At 63.3% G+C, this 21,882-nt stretch carries 20 protein-coding genes and 1 CRISPR repeat array (1 of these 21 only partly in view); of the genes, 18 read left to right on the forward strand and 2 right to left on the reverse strand.

Features of this window, described 5'->3' with window-relative positions; all coding sequences use genetic code 11:
- Positions 1 to 5: 5 nt before the first annotated feature.
- The 18 genes from folE to IAU67_RS01540 all read left to right on the forward strand — a co-directional run bounded on the left by folE (position 6) and on the right by IAU67_RS01540 (position 16,951).
- Positions 6 to 596, forward strand: a complete 591-nt coding sequence (gene folE / locus IAU67_RS01455; protein WP_151842545.1) for a GTP cyclohydrolase I FolE — start codon at positions 6 to 8, stop codon at positions 594 to 596.
- Positions 593 to 1,492, forward strand: coding sequence for a dihydropteroate synthase (folP, locus tag IAU67_RS01460; protein WP_225723537.1), 900 nt, complete (start codon positions 593 to 595; stop codon positions 1,490 to 1,492). Before folE ends, folP begins: the two co-directional genes overlap by 4 nt.
- Positions 1,485 to 1,859, forward strand: a complete 375-nt coding sequence (gene folB, locus IAU67_RS01465) for a dihydroneopterin aldolase (protein ID WP_151842544.1) — start codon at positions 1,485 to 1,487, stop codon at positions 1,857 to 1,859. The genes folP and folB overlap by 8 nt, the downstream gene beginning before the upstream one ends.
- A gap of 50 nt (positions 1,860 to 1,909) precedes the next feature.
- Entirely contained in the window at positions 1,910 to 2,485 is a 576-nt protein-coding gene (gene folK, locus IAU67_RS01470) for a 2-amino-4-hydroxy-6-hydroxymethyldihydropteridine diphosphokinase (RefSeq protein WP_225723536.1), read from the forward strand.
- On the forward strand, positions 2,478 to 2,996 hold the full coding sequence (locus tag IAU67_RS01475; protein ID WP_225723535.1) for a DUF3180 domain-containing protein: 519 nt from the start codon (positions 2,478 to 2,480) through the stop codon (positions 2,994 to 2,996). The genes folK and IAU67_RS01475 overlap by 8 nt, the downstream gene beginning before the upstream one ends.
- A 4-nt stretch (positions 2,997 to 3,000) precedes the next feature.
- The gene (locus IAU67_RS01480) at positions 3,001 to 3,954 is read left to right on the forward strand and encodes a DUF6779 domain-containing protein (protein ID WP_151842543.1); all 954 of its coding nucleotides are present in this window, start codon (positions 3,001 to 3,003) and stop codon (positions 3,952 to 3,954) included.
- A 42-nt stretch (positions 3,955 to 3,996) separates the two neighbouring features.
- Positions 3,997 to 4,914: a Rossmann-like and DUF2520 domain-containing protein gene (locus tag IAU67_RS01485; protein WP_187767933.1), complete on the forward strand. Its 918-nt coding sequence runs from the start codon at positions 3,997 to 3,999 to the stop codon at positions 4,912 to 4,914.
- On the forward strand, positions 4,911 to 5,852 hold the full coding sequence (gene panC, locus IAU67_RS01490) for a pantoate--beta-alanine ligase (protein ID WP_151842542.1): 942 nt from the start codon (positions 4,911 to 4,913) through the stop codon (positions 5,850 to 5,852). Before IAU67_RS01485 ends, panC begins: the two co-directional genes overlap by 4 nt.
- Positions 5,849 to 6,772 (forward strand): aldose epimerase family protein, encoded by a 924-nt coding sequence (locus IAU67_RS01495; protein ID WP_151842541.1) that lies wholly within the window; start codon positions 5,849 to 5,851, stop codon positions 6,770 to 6,772. Before panC ends, IAU67_RS01495 begins: the two co-directional genes overlap by 4 nt.
- A 131-nt stretch (positions 6,773 to 6,903) precedes the next feature.
- Complete coding sequence (locus tag IAU67_RS01500; protein ID WP_151842540.1) at positions 6,904 to 8,559, forward strand: sodium:solute symporter family protein; 1,656 nt, start codon at positions 6,904 to 6,906, stop codon at positions 8,557 to 8,559.
- 43 nt (positions 8,560 to 8,602) lie between these two features.
- Positions 8,603 to 8,920: a hypothetical protein gene (locus tag IAU67_RS01505; RefSeq protein WP_151842539.1), complete on the forward strand. Its 318-nt coding sequence runs from the start codon at positions 8,603 to 8,605 to the stop codon at positions 8,918 to 8,920.
- 25 nt (positions 8,921 to 8,945) lie between these two features.
- Positions 8,946 to 10,082 carry a galactose-1-phosphate uridylyltransferase gene (gene galT, locus IAU67_RS01510; RefSeq protein ID WP_151842538.1) on the forward strand — a complete coding sequence of 379 codons (1,137 nt, stop codon included), beginning with the start codon at positions 8,946 to 8,948 and terminating at the stop codon, positions 10,080 to 10,082.
- A gap of 17 nt (positions 10,083 to 10,099) precedes the next feature.
- Positions 10,100 to 11,371 (forward strand): galactokinase, encoded by a 1,272-nt coding sequence (gene galK / locus IAU67_RS01515; protein ID WP_151842537.1) that lies wholly within the window; start codon positions 10,100 to 10,102, stop codon positions 11,369 to 11,371.
- 63 nt (positions 11,372 to 11,434) lie between these two features.
- On the forward strand, positions 11,435 to 11,863 hold the full coding sequence (gene panD, locus IAU67_RS01520; protein ID WP_151842536.1) for an aspartate 1-decarboxylase: 429 nt from the start codon (positions 11,435 to 11,437) through the stop codon (positions 11,861 to 11,863).
- 10 nt (positions 11,864 to 11,873) lie between these two features.
- Positions 11,874 to 12,347: an RrF2 family transcriptional regulator gene (locus IAU67_RS01525; RefSeq protein WP_151842535.1), complete on the forward strand. Its 474-nt coding sequence runs from the start codon at positions 11,874 to 11,876 to the stop codon at positions 12,345 to 12,347.
- Between the two features lie 52 nt (positions 12,348 to 12,399).
- On the forward strand, positions 12,400 to 13,998 hold the full coding sequence (gene lysS / locus IAU67_RS01530; RefSeq protein ID WP_187767934.1) for a lysine--tRNA ligase: 1,599 nt from the start codon (positions 12,400 to 12,402) through the stop codon (positions 13,996 to 13,998).
- A 282-nt stretch (positions 13,999 to 14,280) separates the two neighbouring features.
- Positions 14,281 to 15,699: an acyl-CoA dehydrogenase family protein gene (locus IAU67_RS01535; RefSeq protein WP_151842534.1), complete on the forward strand. Its 1,419-nt coding sequence runs from the start codon at positions 14,281 to 14,283 to the stop codon at positions 15,697 to 15,699.
- Between the two features lie 40 nt (positions 15,700 to 15,739).
- Positions 15,740 to 16,951, forward strand: coding sequence for an acyl-CoA dehydrogenase family protein (locus IAU67_RS01540; protein ID WP_151842533.1), 1,212 nt, complete (start codon positions 15,740 to 15,742; stop codon positions 16,949 to 16,951).
- A gap of 217 nt (positions 16,952 to 17,168) precedes the next feature.
- On the opposite strand, the gene IAU67_RS01545 is transcribed toward IAU67_RS01540, so the two are convergent.
- A complete protein-coding gene (locus IAU67_RS01545) occupies positions 17,169 to 18,947 on the reverse strand; it encodes an AMP-binding protein (protein ID WP_151842532.1) in 1,779 nt (592 codons plus the stop codon).
- 304 nt (positions 18,948 to 19,251) lie between these two features.
- Complete coding sequence (locus IAU67_RS01550; RefSeq protein ID WP_151842531.1) at positions 19,252 to 21,135, reverse strand: hypothetical protein; 1,884 nt, start codon at positions 21,133 to 21,135, stop codon at positions 19,252 to 19,254.
- A gap of 232 nt (positions 21,136 to 21,367) precedes the next feature.
- Positions 21,368 to 21,882: a CRISPR direct-repeat array (repeat unit 36 nt; unit sequence GCTGGGGATTCATTCTCATTCCCTGTGATAAGCTTC); it runs 1,828 nt beyond the window's last position.

Raw genomic sequence — 21,882 nt, forward strand, 5'->3', positions numbered from 1 at the left:
AGCACGTGACTGATACGCAGCAGGAATTTCCACAGTTCGACCAAGAGCGCGCCGAAGCCGCCATCCGTGAACTGTTGTACGCCGTGGGTGAGGACCCCGACCGGGAGGGCCTCCGGGACACCCCGGCCCGCGTGGCCCGGGCTTATCGGGAGACCCTGTCCGGGTTGTACGAGGATCCGGAGGAGGTGCTGAACACCACCTTCAACGAGGAGCACCAGGAGTTGGTTCTGGTGCGGGACATCCAGTTTTACTCGATGTGCGAGCACCACCTGGTGCCGTTCTTCGGCAAGGCGCACATCGGCTACATTCCGGGGCCGGAGGGGAAGGTCACGGGGCTGTCGAAGCTGGCGCGCCTCATTGATGGTCTGGCGAAGCGCCCGCAGGTGCAGGAGCGCCTTACCACCCAGGTGGCGGATGCGTTGATGACGAAGCTGGGCGCCTCGGCAGTGATCGTGGTGATTGAGGCGGAGCACCTGTGCATGGCGATGCGCGGCATCCGGAAGCCTGGTGCGAACACGGTGACTTCGGCGGTGCGCGGCGGCTTCCAGACCAATGCGTCCTCCCGCGCGGAGGCGATGGCGCTGATTCATTCATGAGTTTCCCCAGCACGTCCCACACCTCCACACCTGCCACGCAGGTGATGGGCATCCTCAACGTCACGGATGATTCCTTTTCCGACGGCGGCCGCTACGTCGCGGTGGATAGCGCCCTGGCGCAGGCCCGCCAGATGCTCGCCGAGGGGGCGGACATCATCGACGTGGGAGGGGAGTCCACACGCCCCGGCGCCACCCGTGTGGACCCACAGCAGGAGGCCAGCCGCATCCGCCCTGTGATTGAGCAACTGTCCGCGAACAATACGGTCACCAGCATTGATACGATGCGCGCCTCCACCGCGGCTGTGGCAGTCGAGGCAGGCGTGCATTACCTCAACGACGTCAGCGGCGGCCTGGCGGACCCGGACATGCTCACGGTCGCAGCCCAGTCCGGCCTCCCGATCATCCTCATGCACTGGAAGGCGGACACCTTCGAATCCGCCGCGGGCTACGAGCAGCACGGCGACATCGTGGCGCATGTCCGCGAGTTCCTGCTGCGCCGCGTGGACGCCGCGGTGGCCGCGGGTGTGGCACCGGAGAAGGTCATCGTGGACCCCGGCATCGGCTTCGCGAAGTCCCCGCAGGACAACTGGCGGCTGTTGCAGGCCACGGGGCAGCTGGCCAGCGAGTTCGCTGACCAGAGCCTCAGGATGCTCATCGGCGCGTCCCGGAAGCGTTTCCTCACCGCCCTGCGCCCCGCTGCCGATGGTGCGCCGGGCGACCCGTCTTCTGCCGACGACGCCACCGCGGCCGTCTCAGCCATTGCCGCGATTCAGGGTGCGTGGGCGGTGCGTGTGCATGCCGTGGCGCCGTCGCGAGCGGCGGTTGATGTAGCGTATGCGGTAGCAACCGGATCCGGACCGGACGTGCCAGAGGATTGGAGGGCCCGCCGTGGCTGACCGCATTGAACTGATGGGCGTGGAGGCCTTCGGCTACCACGGAGTGTACGAGCACGAGAAGAAAGCCGGCCAGAAGTTCGTGGTGGACATCGTGGTGTGGACCGACTTCCGCACCGCGGCGGATACCGACCGGCTGGGCCACACGATTTCCTACGTGGACCTGGCGAAGATCGCCGTGGATGCGATCGAGGGGGAGCCGTTCGATTTGATCGAGACGCTAGCCTCCCGCATCGCGGAGCGGATCCAGGACATCGAGGGCGTGCTGGCCAACGAGGTGACGGTGCACAAGCCGCAGGCACCGATTAATTATCCTTTCGCGGATGTGCGCGTGGTGGCTCGCCGGTCCGGGAAAACCCCCACCGCCTAGCACCGCAGAGCGCCACCACTAAAACCACAACCAGGGAAGGGGCAAGTGCTGTGTCCACATACATCGCCGTGCTGAGCTTGGGCAGCAACATCCCAGGGGACTTCGACTCCCCGGCGGGCCAGCTGACCCACGGGCTGGAGCTGCTGGAACGCGCCCCCGACGGCGAACACCTGGAGATTGTGGAAACCTCTCGGGTCTTTGCCACCCCTCCCTGGGGAGGCGTGGAACAGGAAGATTTTTGCAACATCACTGTCCTGGTGCGCACGTCCCTGGCGCCGCTGAGTCTGCTTCATCATTGTCAGGAGGTTGAGCAGGCCGCGCTTCGGCGTCGGATTATTCGATGGGGGCCACGCACCCTGGACGTGGACATCGTGTGGCTGGCGCGGGAGGAGCTCGGCGCCGAGCCCGTGCAGATCGAGTCCCCGGATGCGGCGGGGCACGCGCAGTGGGGCGAGGAGTTGTTGGTGCCGCACCCCTATGCGCATCAGCGGGCGTTTGTGCTGGTGCCGTGGCTGGATTTGGAGTGTGCGCGCCAGCCGTGGTGCCTACTGAAGGGGTCGACGGTGTCTGAGTGGCTTTCTATACTGGATGCTCACGAGGCGGAGCAGGTGACCGTGCATGAGTGACAAACGTTCGCAGATGACGCCAACCGCGCTGAGCTCCCTAGCGCTCATCGCCGGGGTGGCGGTGCTGTTCGGCCTGGTCATCGCACTGAGTTTCTATGGGGATCTGGGCCCCATCAATGTCGTTAATTCCTCCATCCTGTGGATCATCGCCGCGATGTGCCTGGCCGCAGCGGTGGTGGTGCGCAAGAAGATTGCGGACGGGATGATCGGCCTGGACCGTTCCCAAATGAACCCCATGACTGTGGCGACCTGGATGAACATGGGCAAGGCCGCCGGGTGGGTTGGGGCAGGCTTTGCGGGTGCGTATGCCGGCGTCGGTATCTATGTCATGACGCAGTACGCCACGCTCACCGCGGCGCAGGATGACACACCCGGCGTGGTGGCGTTCGTCCTGGGAGGCCTGGCGTGTGCCGCCGCGGGGGTGTTTTTGGAACGCTCCTGTGTAGCTCCCCCGTCTGATTCGGATGCTGATGGCGTTCGCGGTATGGGGCGCGCTTCTGGGGTAGAGTGATCCCATGACTTACTCGCAGAATGGACCGCGATCGCCACAGGAGGATGCGATTCCTTCTACTCAAGGTTCCTCCAGGGGCGTGTCGAAGTTCCTGGTGTTTGGCCTGGTTGTCTTGGCTCTTATTGCGAGCTTGTTGATGCTGTACTTCGATTCCGAAGTGTGGCTGAAAATCGCCGTGATCACGGCGTTGTGGGCTGGTTTCCTGGGGGCCGTGTTGGCGACCCGTTACGCGTCTCAGTTGGATTCTATTGAGGACGACGCCCGGCTCCGCGACATCGCCCACCGCGCCGAATTGGACCGGGAGAAGGCTGAGCATCGTGAACGCGAGGCGAAGCTGGCGGAAGAGTACCAGCAGCGGGAGTCCCGCACGCGAGACGAGCACATTGAGGCGCTGCGTTCCGAGCTGGTGCAGATGCGCATCCAGCTGGCGAAGATGTCTGGCCGTGAGTTCCCTGAGGATGAGCAGGCTGCGGTGCAGGCTCATGCGGAGCGTATTCGCGAGCTGGATAGCGCTGCGGCCTCGGAGGTTCTGAACCCTACGCGTAACGCGGCGAATCGGGATCGGGCTAATGTGGCGGCGCCGTCTCCTGCTGCTCCGAAGGCGGAGCCGCGGAAGCCGGGTTCCGGTTCCTCCTCGTTCAGCACGGGGTCCTTCGCGGCGATTAGCTGGACGGGGCAGGATGCGGAGGAGACCGCGCAGATTCCTCTGGTGGTGGATACGTCGTCGATGGACAGTGCTTCTCACACCGCTGCGCACACGCCGTCCCATGCCGCTTCCCACAACGCTGCGCACGCTGCCCAGCCAGATTCCACTGAGTCTGGTTCCACGCAGTCTAGCCACCACCGTCACCGCGCCCCAGAGACCCCGGAGGCGCAGCCGACCGGTGGCCGCCGCCGCGCCGATGATTCCGAGCGCAGCCTGACGGTGGCTGAGCTGATGAGCCGTTTCAAGAAGTAATCCGTCACACGACGTGTAAGGCCCTGTGAGGTTGAAGGCCCTATGAGCATTCCGGACGCGCAGGCGCCACAGTTGACCGTGGGCATCATCTCGGCGGGGGCTGTGGGCGTTGCCGTGGCGGAGGCCTGCCTGCGTGCGGGCCACCACGTCCATGGCGTGGTGGCGCGCTCCGAGGCGTCCCGCGCGCGGGCGGCCGAGCGCATCCCGACCGTTCCCGTGGTGTCCGTGGAGCAGGCCGCCCAGGCCGCGGTGGTGATCCTGGCGGTGCCGGATCCCCAGCTACCCACGGTGATTGAGCAGGTGGCGGCGGTGACTCAAGCCGGCCAGATCGTGGCGCATACGTCGGGGGCGTTGGGCTGCGAGGTGCTGCAGCCCGTCACGGACACGGGGGCGCTGCCGCTGGCGCTGCACCCGGCGATGACGTTCACGGGCGAGCCCGCGGATGCGGACCGCCTGGCCGGCTGCGCGTGGGGAGTGACCTCCGATTCGGACCAGGGCGCGGCGGTGGCGGAGCTGCTGATCCAGTCCCTGGAGGGTGTGCCCGTGCCGGTGCCGGAGCAGGGCCGCGCTGCCTATCACGCGGCGATGTCCCATGCGGCGAATCACACGGTGGCGTTATTAACCGACGCCCAGCGCATGCTCGACCACGCCCTCCTGTCCCCTGACGGGGACGAGCAGTCGGCCGTGTACCCGAATCCCCAGAGTGGTTTCTTGTTGCGCCGTTTGGTGCACGCGGCGGTGGACAACGCGTTGGATCAGCGCATCGATGGGTTGACGGGGCCCGCTGCGCGCGATGACGCGCAGGCCGTGCTGCGTCATATTCAGGCGCTCCGCCAGTTGGGCGGCGGGATGACGATGCTGCCGGAAGCCTATGTGCATGCGGCGGAGCGTACGGCGCAGTTGGCGGGGGCCCTGGAAGTGGAGAGGGTGTTGGCGGAGTACTACTCTTGGGATTCATGAGTGACTCAACCGCTACTTCGTCCACCCAGCCCTTTGAACGTGGCACCGCGAAGGTGTTTACGGAGATTGCTCCGCTGTCTCAGCTGACCCGCGCGATGCGTAAGGCTGGCCGGCCGGTGGTGTTGGTGCCCACGATGGGTGCGCTGCACGAGGGACACGTGTCCTTGGTGCGGTCGGCGCAGCGCATCCCGGGTGCGCTGGTGGTGGTGAGTATTTTCGTCAACCCTCTGCAGTTCGCCGAGGGTGAGGACCTGGATGCGTATCCGCGCACGCTGGAGGCGGACGTGGAGAAGCTGAAGGCCGTGGGCGTGGATGCGGTGTTCGCGCCGTCGCCGCGGGAGATGTACCCCAATGGTCCCCGCACCACCATTCACCCCGGCCCCGTGGGCAGCATCCTGGAGGGGGCGCACCGGCCCACGCACTTTGCTGGGGTGTTGACGGTGGTCAATAAGCTGTTCACGATCAGCAACTGCAACCACGCGTTCTTTGGGGAGAAGGACTATCAGCAGCTGATGGTGATTCAGCAGATGGTGACGGATCTGAACATGGATGTGCAGATCCACGGGGTGCCCATCGTGCGCGAGGCCAATGGCTTGGCCATGAGCTCGCGCAATGCTTACTTGTCTGCCGAGGAGCGGGAGCTGGCGCTCACGCTGTCCGCGGCGCTGACGGCGGGGTCCTTCGTGGCGGATAAGGGTGCGGAGGCTGTGCTGTCGACCGCCCGGGAGATTCTGGATGCGCAGCCGCAGATCACGGTGGATTACCTGGAGCTTCTGGGCGCGGATCTGGGCGAAGTTCCGGAACAGGGCGATGCCCGCCTGCTGGTTGCCGCGCGGGTGGGCAGCACGCGCCTGATCGACAACGTAGGTGTGCCGCTGGGCACGGGCTTCAAGGGCCTGGACGAAGGTAACCCAGCCGAGGGCAACCCCGCAGAATGACAGCCGCCCTGCCTCTGGTGGCCGGCGACTACCGCGCCACCATCGATCCCGTCGGTGCCGGCCTGCACAGCTTGACCTTCCAGGGCCGCGACTTGGTGGTGAGCTACGACATCGCCAGCCACGCGCCGGGAAGCCCTGCGCCCCATTCCTCCGGCGCGATCCTGGCGCCGTGGCCGAACCGCACCGCGGACGCCCGCTTCACCTGGGCAGGTCACACCCACGAGCTGCCGATGACGGAAGCCCAGCGCCGCAACGCGCTGCACGGTCTGGTGCTGGACAAGCGCTGGGATGTGGAGGAGCACCGCGCTGCGTCGATCGCGCTGACCTGCAGTATCGGGTCCCCCTGGCCGTGGCCACTGCACATGCGCGCGACCTACGCGCTGGACGCAGCCGATGGCCTGTCGGTCACCCTCGCCATCACCAACCAGTCCGATGAGGACTGCCCCGTGGGCGTGGGCTTCCACCCTTATCTCAGCGCGATGGGCGCGCCCCTGGACAGCTCGAAGCTCACGATCGGCCTGGGGGAGTGCGTGGAGTTGGAACCTAACCGCCTGCTGCCCACGGGCCGCAGGCTCCCTGCCACACAGACCTTGCCTGCCGCCGCGCAGGGGCTGGCGCAGCCCATGGCCGGTATTCAATTAGACCACTGCTATGAGGGGGCGCTGGGCGTCGTTTATTGTGTCAATGACAACGGCGAGGGAGTATCGCTGCACCCCGACCCCGCATTGCGATATTTTCAGATATTTACCGCCGACCCGCAGCTGGGGCACGGCTACCCCGGCGTGGGGCGCGCACTGGCCGTGGAACCCCAGACATGTCCGCCGGACATGCTCAACACGGGGGAGGGGTTGCGCACCCTGTGCCCTGCGGAAACGCTGACCACGGGCTATCGTCTGCGCGCGATTCACCCCAGCGCGTAGGCCACGGGGCGCGCCCACGGAGGGGATAGGTAGGGGATATGTCACAGTTTTTTCTCTTTATCGGGCAGGAATGAACGGTCTAGACTGAGAGCGATTTCATTCCCATCCCTACGAAAAGAAAGCTTCCCCACATGCCGGCAGATGCATTGCGGCTGGACGCGTCCTGGATCGACTACGCGCTCGTGGCCCTCTACTTCCTGTTCGTTTTGGGCATTGGCTGGGCTGCAAAGTCCAAAGTCTCTAGCTCCATCGATTTCTTCCTGTCCGGCCGAGGCCTCCCTGCCTGGGTGACCGGACTGGCCTTCGTCTCCGCCAACTTGGGCGCGGTGGAAATTATCGGTATGTCCGCCAACGGTGTGGAATACGGATTCCAGACCATGCACTACTTCTGGATCGGCGCGATCCCGGCGATGGTGTTCCTGGGCATCGTGATGATGCCGTTCTACTACGGCTCCAAGGTCCGTTCCGTGCCGGAGTTCATGCGCAAGCGCTTCGGCAACGGCGCGCACTTGGTGAACGCCATTTCCTTCGCCGTGGCGCAGCTGCTCATCGCGGGTGTGAACCTGTACCTGCTGGCCACCATTGTGGAGGCGCTGCTGGGCTGGCCGCAGTGGGTGGCGCTGATCGTGGCCGGCATCATCGTGCTGTCCTACATCACCCTGGGTGGCCTGTCCGCGGCGATCTACAACGAGGTGCTGCAGTTCTTCGTGATCGTGGCTGCGTTGGCGCCGCTGACCATCATCGGCCTGAACCGCGTGGGCGGCTGGAATGGTCTGAAGGAGATGGTGAACGACGAGTCCCACTTCCACACCTGGCCCGGCACCGGCCTGTCCGGTTTTGAGAACCCGGTGTGGTCCGTGATCGGTATTGTGCTGGGTCTGGGCTTCGTGCTGTCCTTCGGTTACTGGACCACGAACTTCGTGGAGGTGCAGCGCGCGATGGCCTCCGATTCCATTTCTGCGGCGCGCAAGACTCCGATCATCGGTGCGTTTCCGAAGATGTTCGTTCCGTTCCTGGTGGTGCTGCCGGGTATGGTGGCGTCTGTGCTGGTGGTGGACCTGGTGGAGGGCCACGCGAAGCCGAACGACGCGATCCTGCTGCTGATGCGCGACCTTCTCCCGAACGGATTGTTGGGTATTGCGATTGCGGGTCTGTTGGCCTCCTTCATGGCCGGTATGGCTGCGAACATTTCCGCGTTCAACACCGTGATTTCCTATGACATTTGGCAGACCTATGTGGTCAAGGACAAGTCGGACGAGTACTACCTGAAGTTCGGCCGCCTGGCCACGGTGGGCGCCACCCTGATCGCCATCTTTACGGCGCTGCTGGCGAAGAACTTCGGCAACGTGATGGACTACCTGCAAACGCTGTTCGGCTTCTTCAACGCCCCGCTGTTTGCCACGTTCATCCTGGGTATGTTCTGGAAGCGCATGACCGCCACGGCTGGCTGGACGGGCCTGGTTGCGGGTACCGCCTCCGCCATTGCCTTCTGGTACGTGTCTACCTTTACCGACGCCACAGCGGGCATCTTCAATCTTCCCGGCCAGGGAACGGCCTTCGTGGCGGCAGGTATTGCCTTCGCGGTGGACATTCTGGTGTCCGTGATTGTGACGACGTTTACGCAGCCCAAGCCGGAGGCGGAGCTGGTGGGCTTTGTCCACTCAGTCACCCCGAAGGGCCACTTCGCGGACGTGACGGAAGCATCGCTGCCGTGGTACCAGCGCACGGTGCCGTTGGGCGTGCTGTGCCTGGCCCTTGTGGTCACCTTGAACGTGATCTTTGCGTAAGCGCTGTGTCCTGAAGTGACACACCGAGATAATGGAGTTAACAATGTCTGAGAACACCACTACTGCCTCCGGGGCTTCTGGGGCTTCCGAGTCTTCCGGTGCTGGCGCCTTTGATCTGCGCAATGTGATCGGCGCGCTGCTGGGACTGTATGGCCTGATTTTGCTGTGTGCCTTCTTCCTTGTGGATCCGGGCGTGGACGTGACCACGAATGAGCCGAAGGTGGCCGAGTACAACCTGTGGGCCGGGGTGGCCTTGGTTGTGGCCGCTGTGGTCTTTTTCCTGTGGGCGAAGCTGAACCCGATCACGGTGCAGCCGGTGCCGGAGGAGTCCACCCCTGCCGAATCTGAACAGCCTGCCTAACCCCCTCAAGGAGGAGTGATTCTTCGTGGAGCCCACTGGTTCCCATCCCGTCCGCGTGACCCGGACCGAGCTGTCCGATGGCCGCGAGCTGCTGTACTTCGATGACCAGCCCAGCTTTGTGAGCGGCGAGCGCACCCGCGAGCTGACCGACTCCCGGGAGCTGCCGCCGGCGCAAACCCAGTCCGAGATGCGGCAGGACCCGTTGACCGGCCAGTGGTACGCCTATGCCGCGCACCGGATGAACCGGACGTTCATGCCCCCGGCGAACGAGAACCCGCTGGCGCCCACGAAGCCCGGGGAGCTGCCCACGGAGATCCCCGCGGATGACTACAACGTGGTGGTCTTTGAGAACCGCTTCCCGTCCCTGTCCCTGCACATGGCCGATCCGGCAGCGCTAGAGGGCTGGGAGGATGGCTTCGCCCTGTCCTCGCGGCGCGCGGCGGCCGGGCGCTGCGAGGTGATCTGTTTTACCCCGGATGTCTCCCAGTCTTTCAAGGACGTGGGCTTCCACCGTGCCCGCACGGTGGTGGAGTCGTGGGCGCACCGCACCGCGGAGCTGTCCGCGCTGGAGGGGGTGGAGCACGTCTACCCGTTTGAAAACCGCGGTGAGGAAATCGGAGTGACGCTGCAGCACCCCCACGGGCAGATCTACGCCTACCCCTTCGTGCCGCCGCGCGCGGCTGAGGTGGCCGCGCGCGTGCGCGCCCACCGGGAGCAGCACGCTACGGACCTGTTCGATGACCTGCTGGCCGAGGAACGCCGCGTGGGCGAACGGATCGTGGCCGAAGGCGAGCACTTCACCGCGGTCGTGCCGGTGGCGGCGAAGTGGCCGGTGGAGATCATGCTGATGCCGCACCGGGCGGTGCCGAACTTCGCGGAGCTCACCGATGCCGAAAAGGACGAGCTGACCCGCATGTACCTGGACCTTCTGGCCCGGATCGACCGCTTCTTCGACGGAGTGGACAAGACCCCCTACATCGCCTCCTGGAACCAGGCTCCCGTGAACGCGCCGCAGGACGGCCGGCTGTACCTGCAGTTGTTCTCCATGATGCGCTCGGCTGGCCGGATGAAGTTCCTGGCGGGCTCCGAGTCCGGCATGGGAGCCTGGATTTCGGACACCACCCCGGAGCGGATCGCGGCGCGTTTCCGCGAGATCGCGTGACAGAAAGGTTGACCGCCATGACCACCCAGTGGACCCGCACCCGAACTCACGACACGGCCACCGCCGATGTTACCCGCCTGTTCGCTGAGCACTTCGGCGGCGTGCCCGCGGTGGTGCACTCCGCCCCCGGGCGCGCGAACGTGATCGGCGAGCACGTGGACTATGCCGCCGGCATCTGCCTGCCGTTTGCGCTGGAGCAGCGCACCTACATCGCCGCGCGCGCGAATGACCTGGGCACCTACCGGCTGGTCTCTCGCATGCAGGACAGCGCCGGCCAGGAGTCCGTCAGCACCGCGCACGTGCCGACGGGCGAGGTGGGCCCCGGCTCGCCGGCGGACTGGTCGGGTTATGTAGTGGGCACGATCTGGGCGGCGATCGACAACGGCACCATCCCGCCGCTGCCCGCGGGCACTGGCCTGGACCTGGCGATCGAGTCGGACGTGCCGCTGGGCGCGGGCCTGTCCTCCTCGGCGGCGCTGGAGTGCGCGGCGGGGTTGGCGGCCTGGACGCTGCTGACTACCCACACCACCCAACCCACCCTCACCGACACGATCCGCGAAGGCCTCATGCACGCCGCGATCCGCGCGGAGAACGACGTGGTCGGCGCCTCCACCGGCGGCCTGGACCAGCGCACCTCCCTGTTCGCCACCCGCGCCCACGCGCTGGCCATCGACTTCGGCCGCGACGAGCACTACCAGGTCCCCTTCGACCTCGAAGCTGAGAACCTCGCGATCCTGGTGACGAACACCAACGCCCCGCACACCCTCGCCGATGGGCAGTATGCCTCCCGCCGCGCCGTGATCGACGGCATGACCGCCTTCGTGCAGCAGCGCTTGGGCTACGCGAGCCTGCGCGACGCGGATGAGGCCGGCCAGGAGATGGCTGTGTTGTGCGCGCGCTGGGCGTCGGAGAATAATCAGGACGCGAACGTGGTGACCGACCGCGTGGCGCATGTGACGGGGGAGATTCGCCGCACCGCGCAGGCGATTGAGTTCCTGCAGGCGGGCGACATGGCCGCGCTCGGCCACGCGATGACGGCCAGCCACGCCTCCCTGCGCGACCTCTACCAGGTCAGCTGCCCCGAGCTGGACCTGGCGGTGGACGTCGCACTCGCCGCCGGGGCCCTGGGCTCGCGGATGATCGGCGGGGGCTTCGGCGGCTCGGCCATTGCGCTCGTCCCCGTTAATCACACCGACGCCACAGCCTCCGCCATCGCCAGCGCCTTTGCCGAGGCAGGTTTCCGTGCCCCGGAGTTTCTGGTGGCGCGCGCGGGCGACGGCGCGGTGTAGTCACGGCCGAGCCCTACAGCTGATTAGGCATTGCCCGCGGTCGTGCGGGTAAGGTGGTACCCCGTGATGCGCACAATGCTGAAATCGAAGATTCACCGGGCCACGGTTACCCAGGCGGATTTGCACTACGTGGGGTCCTGCACCATCGACGCAGACCTCATGGACGCTGCCGACATCCTCGAGGGCGAGCAGATCGACATTGTCGATATTAATAACGGCAATCGCCTGACCACCTACGCCATTACCGGCGAGCGGGGCTCCGGCGTGATCGGCATCAACGGTGCCGCGGCCCGGCTGATTAGCCCCGGTGACCTGGTCATCATCATCGGGTACGGCATCTACAGCAACGAGGAGCTGAAGGACTACCACTCCCGCGTGATCTTCGTGGACGAGAACAACCGCCCGCTGGACAGTGGTGAGGATCCGGCGCATGCGCCGCAGGGCTCCGGCCTGTGGGATCCGCGCCACCCAGGGCATGAGGACGCGCATTAAGCTATAGGCCATGCAGCTGAGGACTTTTTCCGATCTGGGGATGCGCTCCCTGTTGGTGCTGGGTGAACTCCCGGACGATACTCGCATGACCATTTCGCAGCTGTCGCGGGCGCTCAACGCCTCGGAGAATCACGTGGCCAAGGTGGTGGCGAAGCTGGCGGACCTGGGGGTGGTGCTGGCGATCCGCGGCAGGAACGGGGGAGTGTCCATCGCGCCGGAGGCCCTGGACAAAGGCGTGGGGGACCTGATGCGGCAGCTGGAGGGCCCGGACGAAGTGGTCGATTGCGAGGGGTCGCAGGAGTGCCCGCTGGTGCCGCGCGATTGCGAGCTGCGCCGGCAGCTGGTCGTGGCCCAAGATGCGTTCTATGATTCCTTGAACCGCAACACGGTGCGCTCCTTGCTGGAGCGCACGATTCCGCGCTCGGCGTTGGACGGGCCGGTGGGGCCGCGGCCGATTGGTTTGCCGGCGATGCCGGAGCGGTGAGTCGCCCGCGCTGCGTAGGTAGTGAGCGCCGTATGCAGTAGGCTAGGGAGGCGTGACTCAAGGAACTAATTCTGCCGCAAATACTCAAGACGATCTCCCAGAACAGCTGCGCATTCGCCGCGAAAAGCGCCAGCGCATTCTAGACTCCGGGCGCGAGCCGTACCCCGTCGAAGTGCCGCGCACGCACACGCTGGCCCAGGTGCGTTCCCAGTGGGCCGTGGCGAAGGAAGCCAAGGAGGGCGAGCCGGAGGTCATCATCCCCGAGGGCGCTACCGTCCTGTCTCCTGGCGAGGAAACCCAGGAGGTTGTGGGGGTTGCCGGGCGCGTGATGTTCGTGCGCAACACCGGCAAGCTGTGCTTCGCCACCTTGCAGGACGGCGACGGCACCACGTTGCAGGTCATGCTGAGCCTGGCCGAGGTGGGCGAGGAGCTGCTGGGCCAGTGGAAGAACGACGTAGACCTCGGCGACATGGTCTTCGTAGAAGGCCGGGTTATTTCCTCTAAGCGCGGGGAGCTGTCCGTGATGGCCCAGCGCTGGTTCATGACGTCCAAGTCCCTGCGCCCGTTGCCGGTAGCGCACAAGGAGCTCAGCGAGGACACGCGTATCCGCCAGCGCCACACGGACCTCATCATGCGCGAACAGGCCCGCACCAACGCGATGACGCGCATCAAGGTGATGCGCGCCCTGCGCCGTTCCCTGGAAAACCGCGGGTTCTACGAGGTGGAAACCCCGATGCTGCAGACTCTCCACGGTGGTGCTGCGGCGCGTCCGTTCGTGACGCACTCCAACGCGTTGGATATTGACCTGTACCTGCGCATCGCCCCGGAGCTGTTCCTGAAGCGCGCCGTGGTGGGTGGCCTGGACAAGGTGTTTGAGGTCAACCGTAACTTCCGCAACGAGGGTGTGGACTCCTCCCACTCGCCGGAGTTCGCCATGCTGGAGACCTACTCCGCCTATGGCACCTACGACGACTGCGCCGCGGATACCAAGCAGACCATCCAGGATGTGGCGATGGAGGTGTTCGGCACCCTGCAGGTGAAGTTGGTCGACGGAACCGTCTACGACTTCGGCGGCGAGTGGAAGACCATCGAGATGTACCCGTCGCTGAACGAGGCACTGCAGCGTAAGTTCCCAGGCCAGCCGGAGGTCACCATCGACTCCACGGTGGAGGAACTGAAGGACATCGCGAAGGTGATTGGCCTGGACGTGCCTGCCAAGGGTGGCTGGGGCCACGGCAAACTGGTGGAGGAGATCTGGGAGGTCCTGTGCGAGGACCAACTGGAAGGCCCGATCTTTGTGCGTAACTTCCCGGTGGAGACCTCCCCGCTGACCCGCCAGCACCGCTCCGAGCCGGGCGTGACGGAGAAGTGGGACCTGTACGTGCGCGGCTTTGAGCTGGCCACGGGCTACTCCGAGCTGGTGGACCCCGTGATCCAGCGCGAGCGCTTCGAGGACCAGGCCCGCCTGGCCGCCGGTGGCGACGATGAGGCCATGGTGCTGGACGAGGACTTCCTGGCCGCGATGGAGTCCGGCATGCCTCCCACAGCCGGCACGGGCATGGGCATTGACCGCCTGCTGATGGCTCTGACGGGCCTGGGTATCCGTGACACGGTGCTCTTCCCGATCGTGAAGCCAGAGCGCGACAACTAACGCGCGCTATCACTACCCCCATTTTTGAGTAGTCACCCCGCGCGGCGCCTCAGCTCACCCGTATAGGGGGAGCGGTGGGCGTCGGCGCAGGTCATCGAACGAAAGGCATCGCGTTCCACCTGCAAATTTTTTGGAGGTCCTAGTGATCCTCAAAAGAAATTGCCGAAAACGTGAGCCAGGCCATCTTTTGTTTTATGCTGTTCCTATAACTATCCACTCAACGCAGATTCACGCGTGATTGTGTGCGTCTGTGTCAACTGCAGTGAAAGGTGGCCGCCTCATATGAGCGACCGTAGTAAGCGTGACGACTCGACCCCTGGCCTGAACAACATCAAACGCGATGCCATCGGCAACGTGATGCGTGTTCTGACCCGTTTCACCGGCTCCGAACTAGCCGAGAAGTACGGCCTCGGTCCAAAGATTGACCGAGTAGCCTACGAATCCACCAAGACCGGCATGCGCACCCTGGGTGCCGTGAACCGTCAGTTCAAGAAGATCAAGGGCACCGGCAAGCCAGTCCGCCTGCCAAGCCAGACCCTGGACGAGAACAACGAGCCAGTTCCAAGCACCGAGCCAAAGCCAGGCCGCGCTCCGTTCGACCTGAACCCCACCGAGGATCAGGAAATGATCGTGGCAGCCGTCCGCGAATTCGCCGAAGAGCGCCTGCGCCCCGTGGCGTCCGAGTGCAACGAGAAGGCAGAGCCAGCCGAAGGCCTGCTGGACACCGCAGCAGAGCTGGGTGTGGCACTCATCAACCTGCCTGAGGAGTACGAAGGTATCGCCAACGCCTCCGGCGCTACCACCAACGCCCTGATCGCCGAAGCCCTGGCCTTCGGTGACATGGGCCTGGCCGTGTCCATCCTGGCCCCTGCTGCCGTGGCGAACGTCATCACCAACTACGGTGACGATTCCCAGCAGAAGACCTACCTGCCAGAGTTCGCAGGCGAGACCTTCCCACCAGCAGCCGTTGTGGTGTCCGAGGCGCGCCCTCTGTTCGACCCATTCGTGCTGCAGACCACCGCTGTGCGCGAGGGCAACGACATCGTCATCAATGGTGTGAAGACCATGGTTCCGAACGCTGGCAAGGCTGAGCTGTTCGTGGTCGCCATCGACCTGGACGGCGTGAACACCTTCGCCATCGTGGAGTCCGGCACCGAGGGCGTTGTGGTTGAGGCTGACCCATCCATGGGTCTGCGCGGCGCAGCCCTGGGCCGCCTGCTGCTGAAGGACGTCCGCGTTCCTGCGGCGAACCTGCTGGGCGGCACGGACCTGTCCGACGACGAGCGCAACGAGAACTACGCGGAGATCATCCGCCGCTCCCGACTGGGCTGGGCCGCACTGGCTGCCGGCACCGGCGAGGCTGTGCTGGAGTACACCAAGAAGTACGTCAACGAGCGCGAAGCGTTCGGTGAGCCGATCTCCCACCGCCAGGCTGTGGCCTTCATGGTCGCTAACCTGCGCATCGAGCTGGACGGTCTGCGTCTGATCCTGCAGCGCGGCGCGTCCCGCCTGGACCAGGGCCTGTCCTACCACCGCGAGGCTGCGCTGGCGCGCCGCTTTGCGTCGGACAAGGGCATGGTCTTCGGTCTCGACGGTGTGCAGCTGCTGGGTGGACACGGATTCACCAAGGAGCACCCTGTGGAGCGCTGGTACCGCGACCTGCGCGCCATTGGTATCGCCGAGGGCGTTGTTGTTCTGTAAACCCGCTAGATAAGTGCTTATCAGTTAAGGAATATCACTCATGATTAATCTCGAACTTCCAAAGCGTCTGAAGGCGGGCGTTAACCAGGCGCACCAGGCAGCCGCTGAAATCTTCCGTCCGATCTCCCGCAAGTACGACTTGGCGGAGCACGCTCGCCCCGTGGAGCTGGACACCATGGCATCCCTGGTTGAGGGAATGACCGACGCCGGCAAGGGCATGGCAGGTGCTTCCGGTGGCCGGGCGGATGCCGGCAAGAAGCAGACTGAGGGTGTGAAGAACGGTGGTAACATGGCCTCCATCCTGAACATCATCGAGACCTGCTGGGGTGACGTGGGACTGACCCTGTCCATCCCTTACCAGGGTCTGGGCAACGCCGCGATTGCTGCTGTGGCGACCGATGAGCAGCTGGAGAGCTTCGGTAAGGTGTGGGCCGCGATGGCTATCACCGAGCCTCAGTTCGGTTCCGACTCCGCTGCCGTGGCTGCGACCGCTCGCCTGGATGGCGACGAGTACGTCCTGAACGGCGAGAAGATCTTTGTCACCGCTGGTGACCGCTGCACCCACGTTGTGGTGTGGGCTTCCGTGGACAAGTCCGCTGGCCGCGCAGCTATTAAGTCCTTCGTGGTTCCTCGCGATACCCCTGGCTTCGAGCTGGTTCGCCTGGAGCACAAGCTGGGCATCCGTTCCTCCGATACTGCTCACTTCATCTTGGACAACGTCCGCATCCCGAAGGAGAACCTGCTGGGCTCCCCTGAGGTGGACACCAAGAAGGGCTTCGGTGGCGTGATGGCTACCTTCGACAACACCCGCCCGATGGTGGCCGCTATGGCCGTGGGTGTTGCTCGTGCGTCCCTGGAGAAGCTGCGCGAAATCCTGACCGACGCCGGCGTGGACATCAACTACGACGCTCCAGCATGGGCACAGTCCGCTGCCGCGTCCGAGTACATCCGCCTGGAGTCCGATTGGGAGGCTGCCTACCTGATGACTCTGAAGGCTGGTTGGATGGCTGACAACAAGATGCCAAACTCCAAGGAGGCTTCCGAGTCCAAGGCGAAGGCCGGCCGCATGGCGACCGACCTGACGCTGCGCGCGGTGGAGATGGCTGGTGCCTACGGCTACTCCGAGCGTGAGCTGCTGGAGAAGTGGTCCCGCGACTCCAAGATCCTGGACATCTTCGAGGGTACTCAGCAGATTCAGCAGCTGATCGTGGCTCGTCGTGAGCTGGGTCTGTCTTCCGCTGAGCTGAAGTAGTAGCTGACAAGCCCGGGCTCCGGGCTTGTAGCGGCCTGCTTTTATAGCAGGCCGTTTTTGCGTGCGCGCAGCCGTGCCCCCACGCCACCACCGCAGCCCTGCTACGCCGGCCGGATTACCAGAACATGACACACTTAAGCCCCGGAAGCTCTCAAAACTGGTCTAGTTCAGAGGCTTCCGGGGCTTAACTGTGTCATTTATGGCGCTAGCCGCACGCTTAAGGCTTCGGCAGCTCCCGCGGAACCACCTTGCCCACGGCGTTGCGGGGCAGTTCGTCCATGAACACGAAGTAGCGCGGCACGGCGTGGCGAGCCAGCTTCTTCTTCACGGCCGCCTTGGCCTGCGCTTCGAACTCTGCGCGTTCCTCAGCGCTGATGCTGTCTGCGGGGCGTGCTGCGCTCACTCCGCTGGACTCGTGGTCCTTCAGCACAACCCATGCGCACAGCGCCTGGCCGAACTCTTCGTCTTCCACGCCGCGGATGGCGGCTTCGTGGACGTTGTCCATGGCGGCGAAGACGTCTTCGGTTTCCTGCGGGTATACGTTTTCACCACCGCAGACGATCATGTCGTCGGAGCGTCCCGCGATGAACAGCAGTCCGTCCTTCCAGTAGCCCAGGTCGCCGGTGGTGACCATGCCGTCGATGACTTCCTTGTCGGTGCCGGGACGGGTGTAGCCTTCGAACAGCATGTCGTTCTTCACGAAGATGCGGCCGATTTCTTCGTCGGCGCATTCCTTGCCGTCGTCGTCCAGGATCTTCAACGTGGTGGCCATGGGTGGCTTTCCGGCGGTGCGTGGGTATTTCGCCATCTCGTCGGGTCGTGCGATGGAGGCCCAGGACACCTCGGTGGAGCCGTACAGGTTGTACAGCACTGGGCCAAACTTCTTGAACGTCTCTTCGATCACGGCGGGCGGCAGCGCCTCTCCGGAGGAGGCGATGACCTTCACGCCGGCGTCCATGCCTTCGGGCACTTCCTTCAGCAGGCGGCGCAGCATGGTCGGCACGATGGAGATCGCGTACGGCCGGTTCTTTTCAATGACCTGGATGGCGTCCTTCGCGGTGAAGCGCCTCTGCAGGATCATGGTGTTGCGTAGCGCCAGCGCCAGCTGGATGTGCGCGAAGCCCCAGGTGTGGAACATGGGGGCCGCCAGGAACACGGGGCGGTGGTGCTTCAGCGGGATGCGGCTCATGATGGAGCTGGCCGGCATGTAGGTCTTGGGCTCTGGTCGTCGCGCGCCCTTGGGGGTTCCGGTGGTGCCGGAGGTGAGGATGATGGTGCGTCCCATGCGGGGGCGGGCGGGGATGGAGAGGTTTTCTGGGGTGGTGCGCAGGACCTTGCGCAGGCTCGGCCAATCCTCGGATCGTGTGGCGTAGTTGCCGCTCGCTATGGCGTCGGTAATATTCGACGCCGCCGGCAGCTCCGCCTCAGCCTCCTCCGTGAGGCCTAGGGTGTCTCCGTTTTCCCAGGCGATGATGACGGGGCAGTCGTTGAAGTCTTTGGGAAGGAGCGGCAGGAACTCTTCGTCGATGAACAGCAGGTCGATCTTCTGTTCGTGCATCACTGCGCGGGTTTGTTCGGCGGAGGAGCCGGTGTTGAAGAAGACGATGTCGGTGCCGAGGCGGCCGTGGGCGCACAGGGCCATGATGAGGCCGCGGTGGTTGCGGCAGAGCACTCCGATGCGGTCGCGTTCGCGGATGCCGGTGCGGAACAGTGCGCGTGCGAGGGTGTTGACTTGGTTGTGGAGGTCGCTGTAGGTGATGGAGCCGGCGTCGTCGATGATGGCGGTGTGGAAGGGGTCGCGGCCGGCGCCGATGGCGAGGAGTCCTGCGGGGAGGAAGCGCCATTGGTAGATGCCTTTGAGGGCTTTGCCGGCGGCGGCGGGGGTCATGCTGCCGAGTACTCCGGAGCGGAAGAGGGGCAGGGTGCCTTTGAGGAGGGTTCCGGCGTTGCTGGCGTGGTCGGTGAGGGTGAGTTTGGGCGCGTGGGCTGCGTTCATAGGGCGGGGCCTCTTTCCTGTCTCGGTGTTGTGGAGGTGCTGTGGTCTATGCCGTGCGTGGCGTTGGGGTGCACGCTGCGCACAAGCATAGGGTTAGTTACAAAAATAATGTTGTATTCAAAGTTAGATCAGGAAGGCTGCGCTGTCTTGGTTTTGGCGATATTCGCTGGTGTTGGGGTGGGGTGATGGGCCAGCGTGCCAGACGCTCGTACCTCCACTTTCCCGGATCGAGGGCAAAGTGTAGTGATTTCCGCCAAATCACAGCAGTTTGCCCTCGATTCAGGACACCGCGCCGTGTCAGAGGCTATCTTCTCTTGCTTGTGCGAATTGCTTTCCATGTGCTCCTGGGCACTAGTAATGCTGCAGCGCCGATGATTACCACAAGCAGCGAAATGAGGAAGGGAGCGAAGCTTCCTTCTGCGAACGGAAAGGCCTCGATCAGTGGCAAAATGGCCAGCACAGACGCGAAGATAGTAATGCGCTCCATGCGTTGATCATTTTTCTTTTGTTGGGCTTTCTCTTCTTCCTGTTGTTGCTTGTCTTGTTCCACCAGCCGGTCTTGTGCCTGGATTTTGAGGACCTGGTGTTGTGTGGCGTAGATATCCTTGCGCAGGTCCATCTCTGCACATATTTCGTGGAAGTGTGCGGCTGCACCCGTGGTGCGTTGGAGAGCTTTCAGGATGACGGTATCGACTTCTCGTTTGGGAACGGTTTCAAACCACAACCGGTCGCGGAACTCCACCAGGTCTGACTGTAAGTCTTGGAAATTGGATAGGGATTTGGATAGGTCCTCGGTAGCGGTCATCAACGTGTCTGCAGCCACTTGCTGTTGATCGAGGAGTTCTTTGAGCTCGTCACCGTTGAAGCCAATTGCGCGCAAACGCTCGCTGAACCCGTGGAGATAGCTTCTGGAGCGATGAACCAGCAGGGCCAAGTCGACGAATCGAGTGCCGGAGAGCATCCACATCTTGTTGTCATAGCTGCTCGCGGGACGCGTGCGTACGATTGCGAGACCATCTTCGTCCGCATGGATGGTCCACGCCTGGTAGGCGCCTACTTGCGATTCTTTGAGAGAATCCTGGGTCAGGCGGGGAATTGCCTCGCTGTAGTTGTCTGCTCCGGTGCAGAGCTGCCAGGCCCAGATGTCCGCATGTGGCCAGTCAGTAGTCGACTGGTTGAAGAATTCTGGCGCGGTTTTTATTTCCTCCGTGCCGGGCACGGCACACACCACTGCGAAAGGCTTCACGAGTTTTGCGGGAGTGTCGGCAAAACCCTCGCCTTCTGCGTATACAAAGCCGCCAGGTGCTGCTTTTACGGTGCAGGTGGCAGGTAGAGCTTCGCTGGCAGCATTCACAAATTCCTTAAACAACGCCACGGGCGTTGACACTCCGGGGATCTTGACCTTGTTGCGCGGTCGGTGCAAAGCTCGGGAGATTTTCTCCAACTGGCTTGACGTGCAGTTTTCGGCCACGACGTGGAGTACCAACGCTGCGTTAACGGTCTGATCCGTGTGTTCTTTGCCATGCCTGCGGTGTCCCGGGTCTGAAAACTCCAAATACTCCACGCATATCAAGCTGACCTGACTGTGCTCGGCAGGGTTCTCAGAGAGAGGAAATGTGAGGACGTGCGTGGTGGGGAAGCCTGTGAGATAGTCGCAGTACTCCTGGCGTTCGTACTCGTCGTTGCCTACATCTCCCTTAAGTCGGGAACAGTCGTTGACGAAGAGCTTCTTCCATGCGCGATGGTGGGAATGCTCTCTGTTGTTCATGAGTTTTGCGTACTCATCTGCACCTATAATGGCCGGACCATCGGCAGCTACTGCGGCCAGACTGGATTGTAAGGGGCCGCTGAAGCGTTTGCAGGCGGACTCATGGAATGCCCTGGGGGTATATGCAAAGAGGCTTTCGGGTGGAGCAGTGTATGTGTTTTTGGCGGCGTCATGCTGTGCGGTGTTGATTCGCTTGATGCCGTTGAAACGGCCTCGAGTCCAGCCTTCATCAAAAGGTATGGCTTGGGTCCAGTTGTCTGTGGAGGACTTAGAACCGAGCGTGATAAAGGGGATGGGAAGGATGAGCGCGAAGTGCGCCATGCGCCAGTCAGGTAGCTGTTGAACTGCGTAATCGGTGGGCAACTCGAGGGATAAGCCCAGTGTCTGGTAGTGGATCTTTTGATGAGTATTGCTAGCCATGGAAGAATAATAGCGCCTCTGCAGCTGACTGACCTTGATTTCAGGCTCGTTCCGAGCAGTTAGCTTGGTAAACGTCTGCCCCCTCGCTGTTATGATTGACTTTCAGTTGCAAGAAAAGTATTTAACTTTCTTATTCGAGTGCTTTGGATAATGTTCGAATTCGACTCTTCTGGAAACTTATTCTCATTTACTGCGATAAGCTTTACCTGCGTCTACACCACCTGTCAGTCATGCTGAGGATTCATTCTCATTCCTTGTGATAAGCTTCTGCTCTACTACCCACCTCACTAGCCGGGGCTGGGGATTCATTCTCATTCCCTGTGATAAGCTTCCAACGTGACCGTCAACGTCACTGGCATGGCTGGGGATTCATTCTCATTCCCTGTGATAAGCTTCTTCGAACGGCGTGATATTGTAATCCAGAGCTGGGGATTCATTCTCATTCCCTGTCATAAGCTTCCGCTCACGATGGCCCCACAACGTTCGATGCTGGGGATTCATTCTCATTCCCTGTGATAAGCTTCCACCGCGCATGAAGCGCAGACAACAAGCGCTGGGGATTCATTCTCATTCCCTGTGATAAGCTTCACAACCCAAAACCACATGACACACAACTGCTGGGGATTCATTCTCATTCCCTGTGATAAGCTTCAATACACCGCACCACGCGACGCCAACATGCTGGGGATTCATTCTCATTCCCTGTGATAAGCTTCTGAGTCCAACGGTGAGATCAAGGTGATTCGC

It is taken from the genome of Corynebacterium zhongnanshanii (assembly GCF_014490575.1).
Classification (GTDB): domain Bacteria; phylum Actinomycetota; class Actinomycetes; order Mycobacteriales; family Mycobacteriaceae; genus Corynebacterium; species Corynebacterium zhongnanshanii.

What these genes read in the sequence shown, in the direction of transcription:
- IAU67_RS01535 (WP_151842534.1), top strand. Translation starts at nt 14,281, where the DNA reads ATGAGCGACCGTAGTAAGCGTGACGACTCGACCCCTGGCCTGAACAAC.
- IAU67_RS01505 (WP_151842539.1), top strand. Translation starts at nt 8,603, where the DNA reads ATGTCTGAGAACACCACTACTGCCTCCGGGGCTTCTGGGGCTTCCGAG.
- IAU67_RS01475 (WP_225723535.1), top strand. Translation starts at nt 2,478, where the DNA reads ATGAGTGACAAACGTTCGCAGATGACGCCAACCGCGCTGAGCTCCCTA.
- IAU67_RS01500 (WP_151842540.1), top strand. Translation starts at nt 6,904, where the DNA reads ATGCCGGCAGATGCATTGCGGCTGGACGCGTCCTGGATCGACTACGCG.
- IAU67_RS01525 (WP_151842535.1), top strand. Translation starts at nt 11,874, where the DNA reads ATGCAGCTGAGGACTTTTTCCGATCTGGGGATGCGCTCCCTGTTGGTG.
- IAU67_RS01545 (WP_151842532.1), bottom strand. Translation starts at nt 18,947, where the DNA reads ATGAACGCAGCCCACGCGCCCAAACTCACCCTCACCGACCACGCCAGC.
- panC (WP_151842542.1), top strand. Translation starts at nt 4,911, where the DNA reads ATGAGTGACTCAACCGCTACTTCGTCCACCCAGCCCTTTGAACGTGGC.
- IAU67_RS01540 (WP_151842533.1), top strand. Translation starts at nt 15,740, where the DNA reads ATGATTAATCTCGAACTTCCAAAGCGTCTGAAGGCGGGCGTTAACCAG.
- folP (WP_225723537.1), top strand. Translation starts at nt 593, where the DNA reads ATGAGTTTCCCCAGCACGTCCCACACCTCCACACCTGCCACGCAGGTG.
- IAU67_RS01550 (WP_151842531.1), bottom strand. Translation starts at nt 21,135, where the DNA reads ATGGCTAGCAATACTCATCAAAAGATCCACTACCAGACACTGGGCTTA.
- galK (WP_151842537.1), top strand. Translation starts at nt 10,100, where the DNA reads ATGACCACCCAGTGGACCCGCACCCGAACTCACGACACGGCCACCGCC.
- IAU67_RS01480 (WP_151842543.1), top strand. Translation starts at nt 3,001, where the DNA reads ATGACTTACTCGCAGAATGGACCGCGATCGCCACAGGAGGATGCGATT.
- IAU67_RS01485 (WP_187767933.1), top strand. Translation starts at nt 3,997, where the DNA reads ATGAGCATTCCGGACGCGCAGGCGCCACAGTTGACCGTGGGCATCATC.
- IAU67_RS01495 (WP_151842541.1), top strand. Translation starts at nt 5,849, where the DNA reads ATGACAGCCGCCCTGCCTCTGGTGGCCGGCGACTACCGCGCCACCATC.